Annotated in this window: 17 protein-coding genes; all 17 read left to right on the top strand. The window is 43.2% G+C overall.

Going from position 1 to position 17380, the window contains the following annotated elements; all coding sequences use genetic code 11:
- Window positions 1-213: 213 nt before the first annotated feature.
- The 17 genes from C0033_RS01260 (at window position 214) to tsf (ending at window position 17377) form a co-directional block, all read left to right on the top strand.
- On the top strand, window positions 214-483 hold the full coding sequence (locus C0033_RS01260; protein ID WP_103226048.1) for a hypothetical protein: 270 nt from the start codon (window positions 214-216) through the stop codon (window positions 481-483).
- 261 nt (window positions 484-744) lie between these two features.
- Window positions 745-1569, top strand: coding sequence for a PRD domain-containing protein (locus C0033_RS01255; protein WP_103226047.1), 825 nt, complete (start codon window positions 745-747; stop codon window positions 1567-1569).
- 18 nt (window positions 1570-1587) lie between these two features.
- Window positions 1588-2076, top strand: a complete 489-nt coding sequence (locus tag C0033_RS01250) for a PTS glucose transporter subunit IIA (RefSeq protein ID WP_103226046.1) — start codon at window positions 1588-1590, stop codon at window positions 2074-2076.
- Window positions 2077-2085: 9 nt separating this feature from the next.
- The gene (locus tag C0033_RS01245) at window positions 2086-2346 is read left to right on the top strand and encodes an HPr family phosphocarrier protein (RefSeq protein ID WP_103226045.1); all 261 of its coding nucleotides are present in this window, start codon (window positions 2086-2088) and stop codon (window positions 2344-2346) included.
- Window positions 2347-2352: 6 nt separating this feature from the next.
- On the top strand, window positions 2353-3807 hold the full coding sequence (gene nagE, locus C0033_RS01240; protein ID WP_180994512.1) for an N-acetylglucosamine-specific PTS transporter subunit IIBC: 1455 nt from the start codon (window positions 2353-2355) through the stop codon (window positions 3805-3807).
- Window positions 3808-3916: 109 nt separating this feature from the next.
- A complete protein-coding gene (galE, locus tag C0033_RS01235) occupies window positions 3917-4936 on the top strand; it encodes a UDP-glucose 4-epimerase GalE (RefSeq protein WP_103226044.1) in 1020 nt (339 codons plus the stop codon).
- Window positions 4937-5081: 145 nt separating this feature from the next.
- A complete protein-coding gene (locus tag C0033_RS01230) occupies window positions 5082-5603 on the top strand; it encodes an RNA polymerase sigma factor (protein ID WP_103226043.1) in 522 nt (173 codons plus the stop codon).
- Window positions 5603-6616, top strand: coding sequence for a hypothetical protein (locus tag C0033_RS01225; RefSeq protein ID WP_103226042.1), 1014 nt, complete (start codon window positions 5603-5605; stop codon window positions 6614-6616). The genes C0033_RS01230 and C0033_RS01225 overlap by 1 nt, the downstream gene beginning before the upstream one ends.
- On the top strand, window positions 6597-7277 hold the full coding sequence (locus C0033_RS01220; protein ID WP_103226041.1) for a hypothetical protein: 681 nt from the start codon (window positions 6597-6599) through the stop codon (window positions 7275-7277). Before C0033_RS01225 ends, C0033_RS01220 begins: the two co-directional genes overlap by 20 nt.
- 99 nt (window positions 7278-7376) lie before the next feature.
- The gene (locus tag C0033_RS01215) at window positions 7377-8723 is read left to right on the top strand and encodes a putative DNA modification/repair radical SAM protein (protein ID WP_103226040.1); all 1347 of its coding nucleotides are present in this window, start codon (window positions 7377-7379) and stop codon (window positions 8721-8723) included.
- 1 nt (window position 8724) lies between these two features.
- Complete coding sequence (locus tag C0033_RS01210; protein ID WP_103226039.1) at window positions 8725-9480, top strand: TIGR03915 family putative DNA repair protein; 756 nt, start codon at window positions 8725-8727, stop codon at window positions 9478-9480.
- Window positions 9481-9736: 256 nt separating this feature from the next.
- Window positions 9737-11290, top strand: coding sequence for a YifB family Mg chelatase-like AAA ATPase (locus tag C0033_RS01205; protein ID WP_103226178.1), 1554 nt, complete (start codon window positions 9737-9739; stop codon window positions 11288-11290).
- Entirely contained in the window at window positions 11277-12374 is a 1098-nt protein-coding gene (gene dprA / locus C0033_RS01200) for a DNA-processing protein DprA (RefSeq protein WP_103226038.1), read from the top strand. Before C0033_RS01205 ends, dprA begins: the two co-directional genes overlap by 14 nt.
- 23 nt (window positions 12375-12397) lie before the next feature.
- The gene (topA, locus tag C0033_RS01195) at window positions 12398-14476 is read left to right on the top strand and encodes a type I DNA topoisomerase (RefSeq protein WP_103226037.1); all 2079 of its coding nucleotides are present in this window, start codon (window positions 12398-12400) and stop codon (window positions 14474-14476) included.
- Window positions 14477-14604: 128 nt separating this feature from the next.
- A complete protein-coding gene (gene codY / locus C0033_RS01190; protein WP_103226036.1) occupies window positions 14605-15390 on the top strand; it encodes a GTP-sensing pleiotropic transcriptional regulator CodY in 786 nt (261 codons plus the stop codon).
- 216 nt (window positions 15391-15606) lie between these two features.
- A complete protein-coding gene (gene rpsB / locus C0033_RS01185) occupies window positions 15607-16350 on the top strand; it encodes a 30S ribosomal protein S2 (RefSeq protein ID WP_103226035.1) in 744 nt (247 codons plus the stop codon).
- Window positions 16351-16441: 91 nt separating this feature from the next.
- Complete coding sequence (tsf, locus tag C0033_RS01180; protein WP_103226034.1) at window positions 16442-17377, top strand: translation elongation factor Ts; 936 nt, start codon at window positions 16442-16444, stop codon at window positions 17375-17377.
- Window positions 17378-17380: the final 3 nt, after the last annotated feature.

The raw sequence follows: 17380 nt of genomic DNA, 5'->3' as shown, positions 1-17380 counted from the left end.
TTATGCAATAACAGGAAAAAAATAGCAAGAAAAAAAGCATTTTATTCCATAAAATTTTATCCGGCGGTGTTAAAATGCAGCGTTTTTCTTTCTTGTGCACGAAAAAAAGCCCTGACTGCATCCAAATTTAATTGAAATGCCAGGGATCCGTTTCATTTCCATATCATTCACTACATAATGCTTATTATGTGATGAGTTTGAGAGGTGGTACCGATGACTACAGATGACAGAGAAGTATTACATCAAGGCAAATTACTGGACGAACTGGCTAAAGAACTTCACAGCGATTATTTATCGGATCTTCGCCTTCCGGCGAACCGTCTTTCTTTAATACCACTGTTGAACCGTATGGAACCGTCTTTATATTCAATTAAAGACTGGAACGATGCGATATCCTATATCCTGGGAGAGAGACGGGAGTTTGAGACGCAAAGGGATGCCAGAAAGTATCTGATTTCACAAATACTTTCCAGTGGAAACTAAGATGCCGGAACCTTCTATCGTCTGTTTTGACGGGGATTATGAAAAAATAAGTTATAAATATATAAAAAACATATAAAAATCTGTTGACATTGTAATAGAAAGCTGATATACTGACGACAGTTGAAAACATAATAGATATGGATTGTTACTGGTAAGCAGGCAAAACCAATTTTGATAAAAGACATAGTACATATGGCTTAATATCAGGGTTGGTTTTTTTTATGCCCTGAACCAAATGGCAGCAGCGATGTGGGGGTGAACATGAAAGTAGATAAAGTGATCAATAATAATATAGTAAGCGTTTTGGAAGATGGGAAGGAGATCGTGGTGATGGGAAGAGGGCTGGGATTCAGAGCCAAACCCGGATCAGAAATTCCGGAACCCCGGATTGAAAAGATCTTCCGCTTAGACAGCCAGACCGAGGTAGACCAATTTAAAACATTGCTGTCCAATCTTCCTTTGGAGCATATTCAGGTTTCCACAGAGATTATTAATTATGCCAAAGAGGTTTTAAATAAAAAGCTGAACCAAAATATTTATATCACTTTGACTGATCATATTAATTTTTCCATTGAACGGTTTCATAAAAACATGATGTTTGCCAATCCGCTTTTGAGAGAGGTCAGAAGTTTTTACCGGGAAGAATATCTGATTGGAGAATATGCGGTGGCATTGATTAAACGGAAGCTTCATGTGGATCTGCCGGTGGATGAGGCGGCTTCAGTAGCCCTTCATATTGTAAATGCAGAATACAATACTAAGATGAAGGATACAATTGATATTACCAATTTAATTCAGTATGTTCTGGAACTGGTGAAACAGCGGTTTCATATGAGCTATGATGAACAGTCTTTGAATTATGAGAGGTTCATCACCCATCTGCGCTTTTTGTCGCAGAGAATTTACAGTAATGAATTGTTGGAACAGACAAATCCAGAATTCATTACCATGATTTCCACGATGTATCCGGAAGAATTTGCTTTGAGCGAGGAAATCCGGGAGTATATAAACAATACTTATCACCACGATGTGACGGACGAAGAGGCGGCTTATCTCGCCATTCATATCAAACGGGTGAGAGGTTAAAGAAAGGAAGGGTGAAAGATGTTTGGATCATTAAAAAAAATGCTTGGGGGAAATTCAAACAAAAAAGTAGTGCTGGCTCCGGTGGAGGGCATGGCAGTGTCGATGAAAGAGGTAAAGGATCCTGTGTTCAGCGATGAGATCCTGGGTAAAGGGGTGGCGATCATTCCTTCTAAAGGCAGGGTTGTGTCACCTGCGGACGGAGAAGTTGTCGTGATGTTTGAAACAAAACATGCGGTCAGCATTAAGACGGAAAACGGTGCGGAAATCATCATCCATATCGGGCTTGATACCGTAAATCTTCAGGGAAAATACTATACCAGCCATGTGAAAGCGGGAGACCATGTAAAGGCCGGAGACCTGTTGGTAGAATTTGATATTCAGAAAATAAAGGAGGAAGGCTATGATGTGATAACACCGGTTATTATCTGTAATACACCGCAATTTCCTGATATGGTATGCCATATCGGTATGCAGGTGAAGGAACTGGATAAGATCATAGATCTGTAGGAGGCTGCTATGAGGGAGTGGCGGTTTCAGATAACAGATCCGTGTGGGCTTCACGCAAGACCGGCGTCGGCACTTACGATGACGGCAAGAAAGTTTCAATCAGAATTACGAGGGGATTCTAATAAACATTCCGCTGATTTAAAGAACATAATTGAGATTTTGGGCCTGGGCGCAGAGTTTGGGGATGACGTTCTGATCCGGGCGGAGGGTCCGGATGAAGCGGAGGCAATTGAAGCATTAAAAGAGGCGTTTGAAAAAGAAAGGGGTTAATTAATTATGATGAAGTATCTTCAGAAACTGGGGAAATCATTAATGCTGCCGGTGGCTGTTCTGCCTGCAGCAGGTATTTTAATGGGTATTGGATATTGGATCAGCCCATCGGTTATGTCAGGACAGGGAAATCCTATGCCGCTAGCATTTTTCCTGGTAAAGGCAGGCGATGCATTGATCGGCAATATGGGACTCTTATTTGCTCTTGGTGTCGCTATCGGCATGTCGGATGACAATGACGGTACGGTGGCTCTGGCTGCTCTTGTATCATGGCTGATGATTCAAAAGATCCTTTCACCGGATATATTGTCTGTTCTGCAGGGAATTCCGATAGAAGAAGTGGCTCCTGCATTCAGTAAGATGGAGAACCAGGCGATTGGTATCCTGTGCGGACTTATCGGTTCTTCCGTATATAACCGGTTTAAGAACACGAAACTGCCGGATGCGCTGGCATTTTTCAGCGGTAAACGGTGTGTAGCCATTATTACGGCATTGTGCTCTCTTGTAGTAGCTTTAGTTTTATTCTTTGTATGGCCGTTTGTTTACGGCGGCCTCGTTAAGTTCGGCGAATCTGTAATCGGATTAGGCCCGATCGGCGCAGGTATTTATGGATTCTGCAACCGTATTTTAATACCGACAGGACTTCATCATGCGATGAACTCTGTATTCTGGTTTGATGTTGCCGATATCAATGATTTATTTAAATTCTGGGGAACGGTTGACGGAGCTGTTTACGGACAGACAGGTATGTATATGACAGGTTTCTTCCCGGTAATGATGTTCGGTCTTCCGGCAGCAACACTGGCAATGATGCATACTGCAAAATCTAATAAAAAGAAAGTTGCAGCAGGCCTTTTAATGGCAGCGGCATTGTGTTCCTTCTTTACAGGCGTAACAGAACCTCTGGAGTTCGCATTCATGTTCCTGGCTCCGGGATTATACCTGATCCATGCAATTTTAACCGGACTTTCTCTGGCTGTATGCGCTTATCTTCCGGTGCGTTCCGGTTTCTGGTTCAGCGCAGGACTTGTAGACTGGGTGCTCAGCATGAAAGCTCCTATGGCAGAGAATCCTTTGCTTCTGCTTCCTATCGGCTTAGTTGTGGGCGCGATTTATTATGTGATCTTCCGTTTTGCAATTGTTAAATTTAATTTTAAGACTCCCGGACGTGAAGATGACGATGAAGAGGATGAAAGCAAAGTAACTTTGGAAAATAATGACTTCACCACAGTGGCTTCCATTATTCTGGAAGGTCTGGGCGGAAGTGAGAATATTACCAGCATCGATAACTGTATCACAAGACTGAGACTGGAAATCAAGGATAATACGTTAGTAAATGAAAAAATAATCAAATCTGCCGGAGTAGCAGGTGTAATCCGTCCTGGAAAAACCAGTATTCAGGTAATTATCGGGCCTCAGGTTCAGTTCGTGGCCGATGAATTCAGAAAACTGTGCAGGTAATATTAAAAGAATTTGTACACAAATTCTAAGAATTTTACATTGAATAATAAAACCTTTCCAATTATAATGAACTGGAAAGGTTTTATTTCGCATAAAGGAGGATTTTGTTATGGCAATTTTAGTTACTGGCGGCGCTGGTTATATCGGCAGCCACACATGTATCGAGCTGCTTAATGCAGGATATGAGGTTGTGGTCGTGGATAATCTGTGCAATTCATGTAAAGAATCATTGGACCGCGTACAGGAGATAACAGGGAAATCACTTGTATTTTATGAAGTAGATCTGCTGGATGAGAAAAGACTGGAACAGGTATTTGAGAACGAAGAGATTGAAGCTGTAATCCATTTTGCAGGGTTAAAGGCGGTCGGCGAGTCTGTTTATAAACCGTTGGAATACTATCATAACAATATTACGGGAACTTTGATTCTCTGCGATGTTATGAGAAAACATAACGTTAAGAACATCGTGTTCAGCTCCTCCGCAACCGTTTATGGAGATCCTGCTTTTGTTCCGATCACAGAGGAATGCCCGATGGGACAGATCACCAATCCTTATGGCAGAACAAAGGGAATGCTGGAGCAGATCCTGACCGATTTACATACGGCTGATCCGGAATGGAAGGTCATGCTTTTACGCTACTTTAATCCGATCGGTGCTCATGAATCAGGAAGAATTGGAGAAAATCCAAAGGGAATTCCCAATAACCTGCTTCCGTACATCACTCAGGTAGCGGTTGGAAAACTGGTTTGTCTTGGCGTATTCGGCAACGATTATGATACTCCTGACGGAACATGCGTCAGAGACTATATCCATGTGGTAGACTTGGCGGACGGCCATGTAAAGGCTGTCAGAAAGCTGGAGAAGAACTCCGGCGGCGTATGGATCTATAACCTGGGAACTGGTGTGGGTTACAGCGTTCTGGATGTGATTAACGCATTTGAAGAGGCCAATGGTTTAAAGATTAATTATGTGTTCAAAGAGAGACGTCCGGGAGATATTCCTGCATGTTATGCTGATCCGTCGAAAGCAAAAGAAGAGCTTGGATGGGCTGCAAAACGGGGAATTAAGGAGATGTGTCAGGATTCCTGGAGATGGCAGAAGAATAATCCTAACGGATATGAAGAATAAAAGGCAGTTGTGCAGGAGAGAATGGCTGGATTCATTCTCTCCTGCATTTTTTGTATTACGGAATAAAATCAGCTGTAACTTTTAAACGTTTGCTGCGTCTATATAACTGAACGGCCGCTTAACGGCAGGACAAAGGAGGAGCGTGATGAAGCTTCAGTTCGAACGGATCTACCAGGAGCAGAAGAATTCGGTATACGGATACCTGTATTATATGACCAAAAACCATCAGACGGCGGAAGATTTGTCCCAGGAAACTTTTTTGAAGGTATATTTGGGAATGAAGAAATTTAAGGAAGAATGCAGTGAAAAAACGTGGTGCCTTACCATTGCCAGGAATACGTTTCTGTCGTTTGCAAGAAAAAAACGGCCGGAACTGCTTTGTGAAGAGTGCCCGGAACAGATGCTTCCCTTTGAAAATATGCCTGAAGAAAAGATCATTGAACAGGAAAACAGAGAGGAAATTGCAGCGGCATTTTTTGCTCTGAATGCAGATGACCGCACCATTTTGCTGCTGAGAGATTATGAAAGGCTTTCCTACGCGGAAATAGCCGGCATTATGGGCCTTTCTGAGGCGGTCATTAAGGTCAGGATCTATCGGGCAAGAGGGCGGTACAGGAAGGTATATGGAACAAATCATACTGCTGCCGGAAAATCGGAGGTGAGATAATGGGATGCAGCTATAAGGAAAGGGTGTTGGATTACCTGAAAGGAAAGAATGAAGATCCGGATATTGAAAAGCACATTGAGAACTGTTCCGAGTGCAGCGCGCTTGTAGAAGGATATCTGGAAAAAGAAAAGGAGTTGGAAATCCCCCATACTCTTTATGAGGGGGAAGACCATAAATTAAAAGAGCAAATCGTCCACTATGAAAAGGGAACAAGGCGGATTATCGTTTTCACGCTGGTTGGGCTGATCATGGGATGGTTCAGCATCTCGTATTATACAGACCGTTTTCTCCTTACAAAGATCATATTGGCGGTTCCATATAAGATCAGTGAGGTTTTTTATGGATTGATCCACGATGTTCCTTATCTCTATACCCGTTTCGGTGGTATTGCGGACGCATATTTCCCGCAAAATGGCACATTGAGCATTTTAGCGGAGCGGATTACACCTGTGCTGACAGGAGGCGCCGTATATGGAAGCCTGGCATTTTTTACCGGGGATTCCAGGATCTTTACCTTGAGAAAATATCTGAAGTTTGCGGTGGTCTGGATGCTTGTGATCGGCCTTTACGGAGGAGCGCTTACCGGGCTCAATGCTTATTGCGTGGAAAAAAATAACCGTTTGGAGGAAATCAATGCGTATTTTCTCAATTCGGAATATTACGGTACGCTTTTTGCCGATGAGATCGGAGACAGTTTTTCCAAGCAGGTTTTCGATCAGTTAAATGAAGCCTTTTTCGAAGACGGAAAACCGGAACTGCTGACAGATGTACAGAGAATCGGCGAACAGGAAGTCCGTTTGGAGATCAGAATGGGGAAGCTGCGAAGCGGATATATGATCGCATTTGTAAATCCTTATAAGCGGTATTTAGTTACGGATGAGGGATGGATTTACCGGATTACGGAGCGTTTTGCCGGTTATATACAGAAATTCAACTATGACAATTTTAAGGACGTATGGGACGAATATGAAAGCAGCGGGAGGGTGAATCTGGATGAAACATTGGCGGATTAAGACAAAAAAGGATTGGATTATATTTTTCATCTGTGCCGCTCTTTTGGTTTATGGTGTGGTAAACGGATGCTTTGGGAGCCGGATCATGCATTTTATGGAACGGTTTATGCCTGATAAACTGACGGTTATGAACCAGCCGGGCGGTTATGGAACGATGATTGTGACTGTACTGGTTATGACCTTGCTGCTTCTCATTTTGGAGCACTGCAATAAAAAGAAGAAAAGAGTTATGTGGATAACTGTGGGAACCGGACTTTTAATATCCACAGCCCTGTTCTGCGGATATTATGTTCACGGATGGCTTCTGGTGCGCCAAGTGTATACCACGCCGGCCGTATCGGCCATGGTGACCATAGATGGAAACCATATGGAATTGCAGGCTGGTGACGAGCGCCTGGTAAGGCTGCAGGAACTGGCCGCCGATATGAAACGCCTTCCAAAAGAAGAGGAAAAGCGTGTGAGAACAAAGGATCATGGAAATTCAGGCAATCTGGATATTGTCTGGATCAATTTCCCGCGGCGGTATTTTCACTCTTATGATTTGATCTTTCGAATCAATGCCGACCATACGATTTTTATTGGCAGCGGAGAGCGTTTGGCAGATTATTATGAGGATAACGGAATTATTGATTACCTGCAGTCTTTAGCAGAAACAAAATAAAAAGAACAAACGTTCGAATAAATGGTTGCATATCTGCATTATTTGTGATAAGATTTTGATAGAACATATGTTCTTATCAGCTTAAAGAAGGTGCAGATTATGTTAATACAGGAAGAGATGAATTTACAGGAAAAGCTAAGGATTCTGTCTGATGCGGCCAAGTATGACGCTGCATGTACGTCCAGCGGCGTCGACAGATCCGGAAAAAAAGGAACGATGGGCAATGCCAGGGAAGCCGGTATCTGTCATAGTTTTTCTGCCGACGGCAGATGCATTTCCCTTTTAAAAATATTGTTTACAAACCAGTGTATCCATGACTGTAAATACTGTATCAACCGCAAGTCCAATGACGTGGTGAGAACCTCTTTTACGCCGGATGAAGTCTGTGCGCTCACCATGGAGTTTTATAAGAGGAATTATATTGAGGGGCTGTTTCTTAGTTCCGGTATCCTTCACAGCGCCAATTATACGATGGAGCTGATTTATCTCACGTTAAAGAAACTGAGAGAAGTCCACCGTTTTAACGGATATATTCATGTGAAAGCGATCCCCGGAGCAGATCCTGTTTTAATAGAAAAGACTGGCTTTTTAGCGGACCGTATGAGCGTGAATCTGGAGCTTCCCACCGCAGACGGCCTGAAGAAGCTGGCTCCGGGAAAGAGCAGAAAGAATATACTTTCCCCCATGCGCCAGATTCAGACCGGAATCTCCGTTCAAAAGCAGGAATTGGCTGTCTATGGGAAAAAACCGGACTTTGTGCCGGCCGGACAGAGTACGCAGATGATTGTGGGAGCGACTCCGGAGACGGATTTCCAGATGATAGCCGTAGCGGAAGCTCTTTACAAGAATTACGACTTGAAGCGGGTTTTTTATTCCGCGTTTATAAGGGTTAACGATGATAAACTGCTTCCGGCACTGCCGGGAGGACCTCCCTTGCTCAGAGAACACCGCTTATATCAGGCGGACTGGCTTCTGCGTTTTTACGGTTTTCAGGCAGAGGAACTGCTGTCGGAGAAGAATCCGAATTTTAATGTGTTCTTAGATCCCAAGTGTGACTGGGCGATCCGCCATCTGGATCAGTTCCCGGTAGAAGTTAATAAAGCGGACTACTATACACTGCTTCGCGTGCCCGGAATGGGTGTGAAATCAGCCAGGCGTATTTTGGCTGCCAGAAGAAGCTGCATTCTCGATTTTAAAGATTTAAAGAAACTGGGAGTTGTGTTGAAACGGGCCGGATATTTTATCACCTGCTCCGGCAAAACCTGTTTTCCGATCCGTTTGGATCAGGATGATATAGCCAGGCGTATTGTGGGCGAAGAAAAGAGAAAGATTTGGGATATTGAGCATAAAGATACATTTCGCCAATTATCCCTGTTTGATGATTTTAATGTCAATGCAGCTCCTACCCAGGAAGACTGCCTGTCCAGCTTAACGGGGAGGATTTAGTTTGAAGAACATATATATTTGTCAGGACTCGTTTGAGAATATTCTGTGCGGAATTTATGATGCATGGCTGGATGAGAATGAAGTCCGGCTTGTTCTGGACGGAGAGTACAATCTGGAATTTTTTTGTGACTACCGTCCAGTGGTCACCGATGAAGAAAAAGCGGGTAAAGTTTCCGATTCCATAAGGCGGAAGATATCGGAAGAGGTATGGGAACTGGTCTATAAGACTTCTCTTAGTTTTGACCCCAAGAAGGCGGATAAGATGTTCCGCTTTTTAAAACAGGCATTCCACCATGGAAGAAAAATTACGGATATGCTTGCAATGCCGGAGGTTTATGATATTTTTACAATTACCCGTCATGTGGAGCATGAAGCCCACCTTTTAACGGGATTTGTGCGCTTTTCACAGATGAAGGATGGAATCCTTTTCAGTAAGATCGGGCCGAAAAATGATGCCACGGTGCTTACTGCCCCGTATTTTGCAGACCGTCTTTCCGGTGAAAATTGGATCTTGTATGACGAACTGCGGCATAAGGCCGCGGTTCATAAAAAAGACTGCGGCTGGATGATGGTTCATACGGCCGGTGAACTTTGGGAGGAACGGCTGTCCCAGCAGACCGATGAAACACTCTATCAGGATCTTTGGAAAGTATTTCACGATAGTATTTCGATAAAAGAAAGGGAGAATCCTAAACGCCAGAGAGGGAACCTGGCTCTCAGATACCGCCCTTATATGACTGAATTTCAGGGAAAATGATGCGTTATGAACCGCTTTTTTGGCTTACCATGTGTTGCATGGGCAAGTGTTATCCCTTTTATGTTTCATACAGGGAAAAAGACTTGCCCGAGCTGCCTTCTATATAAGATGAGAATATTCCGGTATGATTTCCCTTGCCTTTTACGGAAAAATCCGTTATAGTGTACTTATTCTTATTTATTCAAGTTTCGCGTACAATTCTGTACAAGTTTTCCATTGTAAAAATTACGATAAATTGAGATTGGAGGAAATTGGTTTGTTCAGTAAAGCATTTAGTGGGGGGATATTAGGCCTTGAGGGCTATATTGTCTCAATTGAAGCCGACGTCAGCGAGGGGCTTCCGGGTTTTTCCATGGTCGGTTATCTGGCATCAGAGGTGAAAGAGGCTCAGGACCGGGTCAGAACCGCTTTGAAAAATTCAGGTTTTCGTCTGCAGGCCAAGAAAGTGACGGTAAATTTATCCCCGGCCGATATTCGAAAAGAAGGAACAGCCTATGATCTGCCCATAGCGGTGGCAGTATTAGGCGCTTATGGGGTGCTTGAACCGGAAGTGCTGAAACATTCCCTGCTGATCGGGGAATTGGGCCTGGATGGAGAGATTAAGGCAGTGAGAGGCATATTATCCATTGTATCGGCAGCAAAAGAGGCGGGATTTAGCAGGTGTTTTCTGCCGGAAGAGAATGTTATGGAAGGGAGCGTGATTCAGGGAATACAGGTTATCGGCGTTTCGCATATCCTGGAAGTAACAGAGCTGTTGAATAATCCGGCGGAATTGAAAAAACGAAACGCCGGGCCCAAGATTAAACCGATATTTCCTGTTACGAGGAATCGGGCGGATTTTTCGGATGTACATGGCCAACTGCTGTTTAAACGGGCGACTGAGATTGCGGTGGCAGGCAGACACAACATTCTTTATATTGGCATGGCTGGGATAGGGAAAACTATGATCGCTCAGAGGATTCCCACCATTATGCCGGATCTGACCCCGGAGGAACGTCTGGAAATTTCTAAAGTCTACAGCATATGCGGACTTCTCCCGCATGAAACCCCACTTTTATCAGAACGTCCGTTCCGGACGCCTCATCACACAATCAGCCAGCAGGCATTGACCGGCGGAGGAAGATATCCCAGGCCGGGAGAATTGTCTTTGGCTTCAGAAGGCGTTTTATTTTTGGATGAATTTCCTGAATTTAAGCGCAGTACCATAGAAGCGCTCCGGCAGCCGTTGGAAGAACATAAAATTACAGTGACCAGGCTGCATGGTTCTTATGTATTTCCGGCTGATTTTTTACTGGCCGCGGCCATGAACCCCTGCCCTTGCGGATTCTTCCCGGACCGATCCAGGTGCAGCTGCAGTGAATGGCAGATAAAGCGGTATTTGGGAAAAATATCAAAACCATTGCTGGATCGGATTGACATCTGTGTAGAAAGCTCTCCTGTAAGTTTTGAAGACTTAAATGGTGAACAGAAGGAAGAGGGTTCCGACCGGATTAAAGAACGGGTGATAAAGGCTCAGGTGATTCAGCAGAAACGGCTTGCGGGAAGCGGAATGCTTTTTAACAGCCGCATGAATGGCCAGCAGATTAAAAGATACTGCGCTTTAATGCCGGAGGATGAAACATTTATCAAGAAGATTTTTGAAACCATGAAATTAAGCGTCAGAGGATATAATAAGATTTTAAAAGTAGCCAGGACGATTGCGGACCTGTCAGGGGAAGAAAACATAGGCCATGAACATCTGTGTGAGGCCATTGCATACCGGTCTTTGGATGAAAAGTATTGGGGAGGGAACGCATATGGAAGAATGTGAGAAAGAGTATCTTTATTGGCTGTGCCAGGTACCGGGTTTAGGGGCTGTAACGATTGACAGGCTTTATGATTACTGCGGAAGCTTTCAAGACATATATAATATAGAAGAAAAAAGTTTAGTGGACAATAAATTCCTCAATGAACGCCAGGCAGAATGCTTTCAAATGATGAAAGGGAAACGGGATCATTACAAAAAAGAGTATCATTCGTTGGAGAAGATGGGAATACGGTTCCTTACCCCTTGGGATTCTGAATATCCGAAGCGGTTGATGCATATTTATGGAAAGCCTATGGGAATTTATGTAAAAGGAAAGCTGCCGGAGACGGAACGCCCGTCCATTGCAGTAATCGGAGCCAGAAACTGTACCAGCTATGGGGAACAGGAAGCGGAATATTTTGGTAAAATTCTCAGCCGCCACGGCATACAGATTGTCAGCGGTTTGGCCCGCGGCATCGACGGAGCGGCCCAGTGGGGAGCTGTAAAAGAAGGAAGGGATACCTATGCGGTGTTGGGATGCGGAATTAATATCTGCTACCCGAAAGAGAATTATGCCCTGTACGAAGAGATTCTAAAAAGCGGCGGGATCATATCGGAATTCCGTTTGGGAGAGGAACCCAAATCCGCAAATTTTCCCATGAGAAACAGGATTATCAGCGGATTGTCCGATGCAGTACTCGTGATTGAAGCAAAGGAAAAGAGCGGTTCCCTGATTACTGTGGACTATGGGCTGGAACAGGGAAAGGAAATATTTGCATTGCCTGGGCGGGCGGCCGATGCGCTCAGCGCAGGTTGTAATCAATTGATAAAAAACGGAGCAAATTTGGTGACAAATCCGTCTGATTTAATAGAATATTTTGGTTTGAAGCAAGAAAAAATATTAAGACTTCATGAAAAAAATGTAAATGGACTTGCAAAGAAAGAAAAAATGGTGTATAGTTGCTTGGATTTACAACCAAAATTTTTAGAACAGATTGTAAAAGCGTGCGGGTTGCCGCCAAGCGAGTGCATGAGCATTCTGATTGGCCTGGAATTGGGCGGTTTTATACTGCAGACAACCAGCAATTATTATGTAAAAAAGATATAGAGAAGAGATAAGGAGTGTCAGCAATGGCCAAATGTTTAGTAATTGTGGAATCACCGGCAAAGGTAAAAACAATTAAAAAATTTTTGGGTACGAATTATGAAGTGGACGCATCGAACGGGCATGTCAGGGATTTACCAAAAAGCCAGCTCGGAATCGATGTTGAAAATGATTATGAACCCAAATATATTACCATTCGTGGAAAAGGGGATATTCTTGCAAAGCTTCGCAAAGAAGTGAAAAAAGCGGATACGATTTATCTCGCAACTGACCCTGACCGGGAGGGGGAGGCGATTTCCTGGCATTTAGTCAAAGCACTTAAACTGGATGAAGCGAAAGACAAGAAAGTCTACCGCATCAGCTTTAACGAAATTACTAAAAACGCAGTGAAAACCTCATTAAAGTCTCCGAGGGAGATCGATATGGATCTGGTGGATGCCCAGCAGACAAGGCGTATACTGGACCGTATGGTGGGTTACAGCATCAGCCCGCTTTTATGGGCAAAAGTAAAGCGCGGATTAAGCGCCGGCCGTGTCCAGTCCGTAGCGCTTCGCATGATTTGTGACAGAGAAGAAGAGATCGATGCATTTATTCCGGAAGAATATTGGAATCTGGAAGCCGATTTAAAGCCGGAAGGCAATAAAAAAGCCTTAAATGCTAAATTTTATGGAGATAAAAACGGCAAACAGACCATACACAACAAGGAAGAACTGCAGAAGATATTAGACGGACTTGAGAATGCCAGCTATATTGTGGAGGAAGTGAAAAAGGGGGAGCGGATCAAGAAGTCTCCGATTCCTTTTACCACCAGTACCTTACAGCAGGAAGCATCGAAGGTCCTGAATTTTTCTACCCAGAAAACCATGCGTTTGGCGCAGCAGTTATATGAGGGTGTGGATATCGCAGGAAAGGGAACGGTTGGTCTGATCACATATCTGAGAACCGACTCCACCCGAATTGCAGAAGAAGCGGATATTGCAGCCAGAAAATACATTGACGCTACCTATGGCGGACAATATGTGGAATTGAATGAACAAGAGGCAAAACAGAACGGAAAGATTCAGGATGCTCACGAGGCGATCCGTCCGACCGATATCGCCCTGACTCCTGTCCTTGTGAAAGAGTCCCTGCAGAGAGATCTGTTCCGGCTTTATCAGCTGATCTGGAAGCGTTTCACAGCCAGCAGAATGAAACCTGCCATATATGAAACCACATCCGTAAGAATTGGCGCAGGAGAATATTACTTTACCCTGGCTGCGTCTAAGATCGTATTTGACGGATTCATGTCCGTCTATGTTCAGGATGAGGATAAGGAAGACAACAATCTGATTCTTGGCAAACTGGAAAAGGGAACCGTACTGAAGCTGGAGGAGTTAAAACACAGCCAACACTTCACGCAGCCGCCGTCCCATTATACGGAAGCGTCGCTTGTAAAGGCGCTGGAAGAACAGGGAATAGGAAGGCCAAGTACCTATGCACCCACAATTACCACAATTATTGCAAGACGCTATGTTGCGAAAGAAAACAAAAATCTTTACGTAACAGAGCTTGGAGAAGTTGTGAACCGGATCATGAAGGAAAACTTCCCCAGCATTGTGGATCTTCAGTTTACTGCAAACCTGGAATATCTGCTGGATAAGGTGGGAGACGGATCTGCAAACTGGAAAACGGTTGTACGCAATTTCTATCCGGATCTGGACGAAGCGGTTAAGAAAGCTGCGGAAGAGTTGGAATCCGTAACGATTGCGGATGAAGTATCTGATGAGATCTGCGAGCTCTGCGGGCGCAACATGGTGATCAAATATGGCCCGCACGGAAAGTTTCTGGCCTGCCCCGGATTTCCGGATTGTAAAAATACGAAACCATATTTTGAGAAGACGGGAATTCCTTGTCCGAAATGTGGAAAAGAAGTCGTAATTAAAAAGACGAAAAAGGGCAGAAAGTATTTTGGCTGTGAAAACAATCCGGAATGTGATTTTATGTCCTGGCAAAAACCGTCTACGGTAAAGTGTCCGGAATGTGGAGAATATATGGTAGAAAAAGGAAATAAACTACTTTGTTCCAACGAACAGTGCGGATATAGCGTGAATATGAATGCGAAATAAAAATAATTATTAAAAAATTCATAAAACTTCGAAAAACTCTTGTTATTAATAAAAAATCGTGTTACAATTTATCCATTAAAAGGGTATTTTTTCGGCGATATTAAAATTAAACAAGGAGGTATTCGAAGGTGAGCGTTCAATTGTTGGATAAAACCAGAAAAATCAATAAGCTATTGCATAACAATAATTCACACAAAGTGGTCTTCAATGATATCTGTCATGTTTTGACGGAAATCTTACAGTCTAATATTTTGGTGATCAGCAAGAAGGGAAAAGTGCTTGGAGTAAGCATCAGTCCCGGAGTTGATGAGATTGAGGAATTGATTGAGGATCAGGTTGGCGGTTATGTAGACCGCATGCTGAACGAAAGGCTGCTTAGCATTCTTTCAACAAAAGAAAATGTTAATCTTGCAACATTAGGTTTTGCAGAAGAAAATGTTAAAAAGTATCAGGCAATTATCACACCGATTGATATAGCTGGGGAACGTCTCGGAACCTTATTTATCTATAAAGCAGATGCGCAGTATGATATCGATGATATTATTCTGAGTGAGTATGGAACAACTGTGGTAGGCTTGGAGATGATGCGTTCCGTGAATGAAGAGAATGCGGAAGAGAGCAGAAAGATCCAGATTGTAAAATCAGCGATCAGCACCTTGTCATTTTCAGAATTGGAAGCCATCACTCATATATTTGAGGAATTGGACGGTAACGAGGGAATCCTGGTTGCCAGTAAGATTGCGGACAGAGTGGGAATTACGAGATCTGTTATTGTTAATGCACTCCGCAAGTTTGAAAGCGCAGGAGTTATAGAATCACGTTCTTCCGGTATGAAGGGAACCTATATTAAGGTTCTGAATGATGTGATTTTTGATGAACTGGATAAACTGAAAGAAAAAACGCTGGCCAGATAAAAGAGGTTAAAACAGTTGCAGCAACAGTTATTTTGACTGTTGCTGTAATTTTTTGGACAAAATGAAGAAAAGTGCTTGCATAGAAAATAGACTTATGCTATATTTATAAGGCTGACAAAAAACACGTCTGTCGATTTTTCAGGAGGTGCCTGAAACAGGTCCCTGAAGAAGCATGAGACGCAGGCGGAAGTAAAAAAACCAAATGGAGGTAATAACATGAGCGTTATTTCAATGAAACAGCTTTTGGAAGCAGGTGTTCATTTCGGACATCAGACAAGAAGATGGAACCCTAAGATGGCTCCTTACATCTACACAGAGAGAAACGGTATCTACATCATCGACTTACAGAAATCTGTAGGTAAAGTTGACGAAGCATACAATGCAATCTCTGATATCGCTGCTGAAGGCGGTACAATCCTTTTCGTAGGAACAAAAAAACAGGCTCAGGATGCAATCAAAACAGAAGCAGAGCGCTGCGGAATGTTCTATGTTAACGAAAGATGGCTTGGTGGTATGTTAACAAACTTCAAGACAATCCAGAGCAGAATCGCAAGATTAAAAGCAATCGAGACTATGGCTGAAGACGGAACATTCGATGTACTGCCTAAAAAGGAAGTTATCGAATTAAAGAAAGAATGGGAAAAACTTGAGAGAAACCTTGGCGGTATCAAGGAAATGAAGAAGATCCCAGATGCAATCTTCGTAGTAGATCCTAAGAAAGAAAGAATCTGTATTCAGGAAGCACATACATTAGGTATTCCGCTGATCGGTATTGCAGATACAAACTGTGATCCAGAAGAATTAGATTATGTAATCCCGGGTAACGACGATGCAATCAGAGCCGTTAAGTTAATTGTAGCTAAGATGGCAGACGCAGTAATCGAAGCAAACCAGGGCGAAGCAGTTGCAGATGTTGAAGAAGCTTTTGAAGCAGATGCTGAAGAAACTGTAGAAGCTTAATTGGAATGAAGGGTGCTTCGGCCTGTGATAAACAGGTTGAAGCACTTTTGTGTTTAAAGATAACTTAAAACGAATAACGGAGGGAAATACGATGGCAGCAGTAACAGCAGCAATGGTAAAAGAATTAAGAGAAATGACCGGTGCAGGTATGATGGATTGTAAGAAAGCACTTGCAGCTACTGAAGGTGATATGGATAAAGCAGTTGAATTTTTAAGAGAAAAAGGACTTGCAGGCGCAGCTAAAAAGGCTGGACGTATTGCAGCAGAAGGTATTGTAGTTACCGCTCTTTCAGCTGATGAGAAAAAAGCAGTTGTTGTAGAAGTTAATGCAGAGACAGACTTTGTTGCTAAGAATGAGAAATTCCAGACATATGCAGCAGATGTAGCAGCTCAGGCACTGAACTCTTCATCCGTTTCTATCGACGATTTCATGGCAGAAGCATGGGCAAAAGATACTACTTTAACAGTAAAAGAAGCTCTGGCTTCCCAGATCTCCATCATCGGCGAGAACATGAACATCAGAAGATTTGAGAGATTAGAAGAGAATGATGGTTTTGTAGCTTCCTATATCCATGCAGGCGGAAAGATCGGCGTTTTAGTAGACGTTGAAACTACTGTAGTTAACGATGCGATCAAAGAGATGGCTAAGAACGTAGCTATGCAGGCAGCCGCTTTAAAACCATTATATACAAGCAGAGAAGAAGTGGATGCTGACTATATTGAAAAAGAGAAAGAAATCTTAACTGTAGCAGCTAAGAACGAAAAACCGGATGCGAATGACAAGATCATCAGCGGTATGGTTATGGGACGTATCAACAAAGAATTAAAGGAAATCTGTCTGTTAGACCAGGTTTATGTAAAAGCAGAAGACGGAAAACAGTCTGTAGCTCAGTATGTAGCTGAAGTTGCTAAAGCAAACGGCGCAGCTATTAAAGTTAAAAAATTCGTTCGTTTCGAAACCGGTGAAGGTTTAGAGAAGAAGGAAGAGAACTTTGCTGAAGAAGTTGCTAAACAGATGGGTCAGTAATGA

Source organism: Clostridium sp. chh4-2 (assembly GCF_002899675.1).
GTDB lineage: Bacteria > Bacillota > Clostridia > Lachnospirales > Lachnospiraceae > CHH4-2.
Note: the sequence above shows the minus strand (reverse complement) of the source record. Positions and strands in the feature narration are given on the sequence as shown.

Coding starts and splice junctions, on each gene's coding strand:
- C0033_RS01225 (WP_103226042.1), top strand. CDS start 5,603: ATGGGATGCAGCTATAAGGAAAGGGTGTTGGATTACCTGAAAGGAAAG.
- C0033_RS01250 (WP_103226046.1), top strand. CDS start 1,588: ATGTTTGGATCATTAAAAAAAATGCTTGGGGGAAATTCAAACAAAAAA.
- topA (WP_103226037.1), top strand. CDS start 12,398: ATGGCCAAATGTTTAGTAATTGTGGAATCACCGGCAAAGGTAAAAACA.
- C0033_RS01220 (WP_103226041.1), top strand. CDS start 6,597: ATGAAACATTGGCGGATTAAGACAAAAAAGGATTGGATTATATTTTTC.
- C0033_RS01255 (WP_103226047.1), top strand. CDS start 745: ATGAAAGTAGATAAAGTGATCAATAATAATATAGTAAGCGTTTTGGAA.
- tsf (WP_103226034.1), top strand. CDS start 16,442: ATGGCAGCAGTAACAGCAGCAATGGTAAAAGAATTAAGAGAAATGACC.
- galE (WP_103226044.1), top strand. CDS start 3,917: ATGGCAATTTTAGTTACTGGCGGCGCTGGTTATATCGGCAGCCACACA.
- C0033_RS01230 (WP_103226043.1), top strand. CDS start 5,082: ATGAAGCTTCAGTTCGAACGGATCTACCAGGAGCAGAAGAATTCGGTA.
- nagE (WP_180994512.1), top strand. CDS start 2,353: ATGATGAAGTATCTTCAGAAACTGGGGAAATCATTAATGCTGCCGGTG.
- rpsB (WP_103226035.1), top strand. CDS start 15,607: ATGAGCGTTATTTCAATGAAACAGCTTTTGGAAGCAGGTGTTCATTTC.
- C0033_RS01260 (WP_103226048.1), top strand. CDS start 214: ATGACTACAGATGACAGAGAAGTATTACATCAAGGCAAATTACTGGAC.
- C0033_RS01215 (WP_103226040.1), top strand. CDS start 7,377: ATGTTAATACAGGAAGAGATGAATTTACAGGAAAAGCTAAGGATTCTG.
- dprA (WP_103226038.1), top strand. CDS start 11,277: ATGGAAGAATGTGAGAAAGAGTATCTTTATTGGCTGTGCCAGGTACCG.
- C0033_RS01245 (WP_103226045.1), top strand. CDS start 2,086: ATGAGGGAGTGGCGGTTTCAGATAACAGATCCGTGTGGGCTTCACGCA.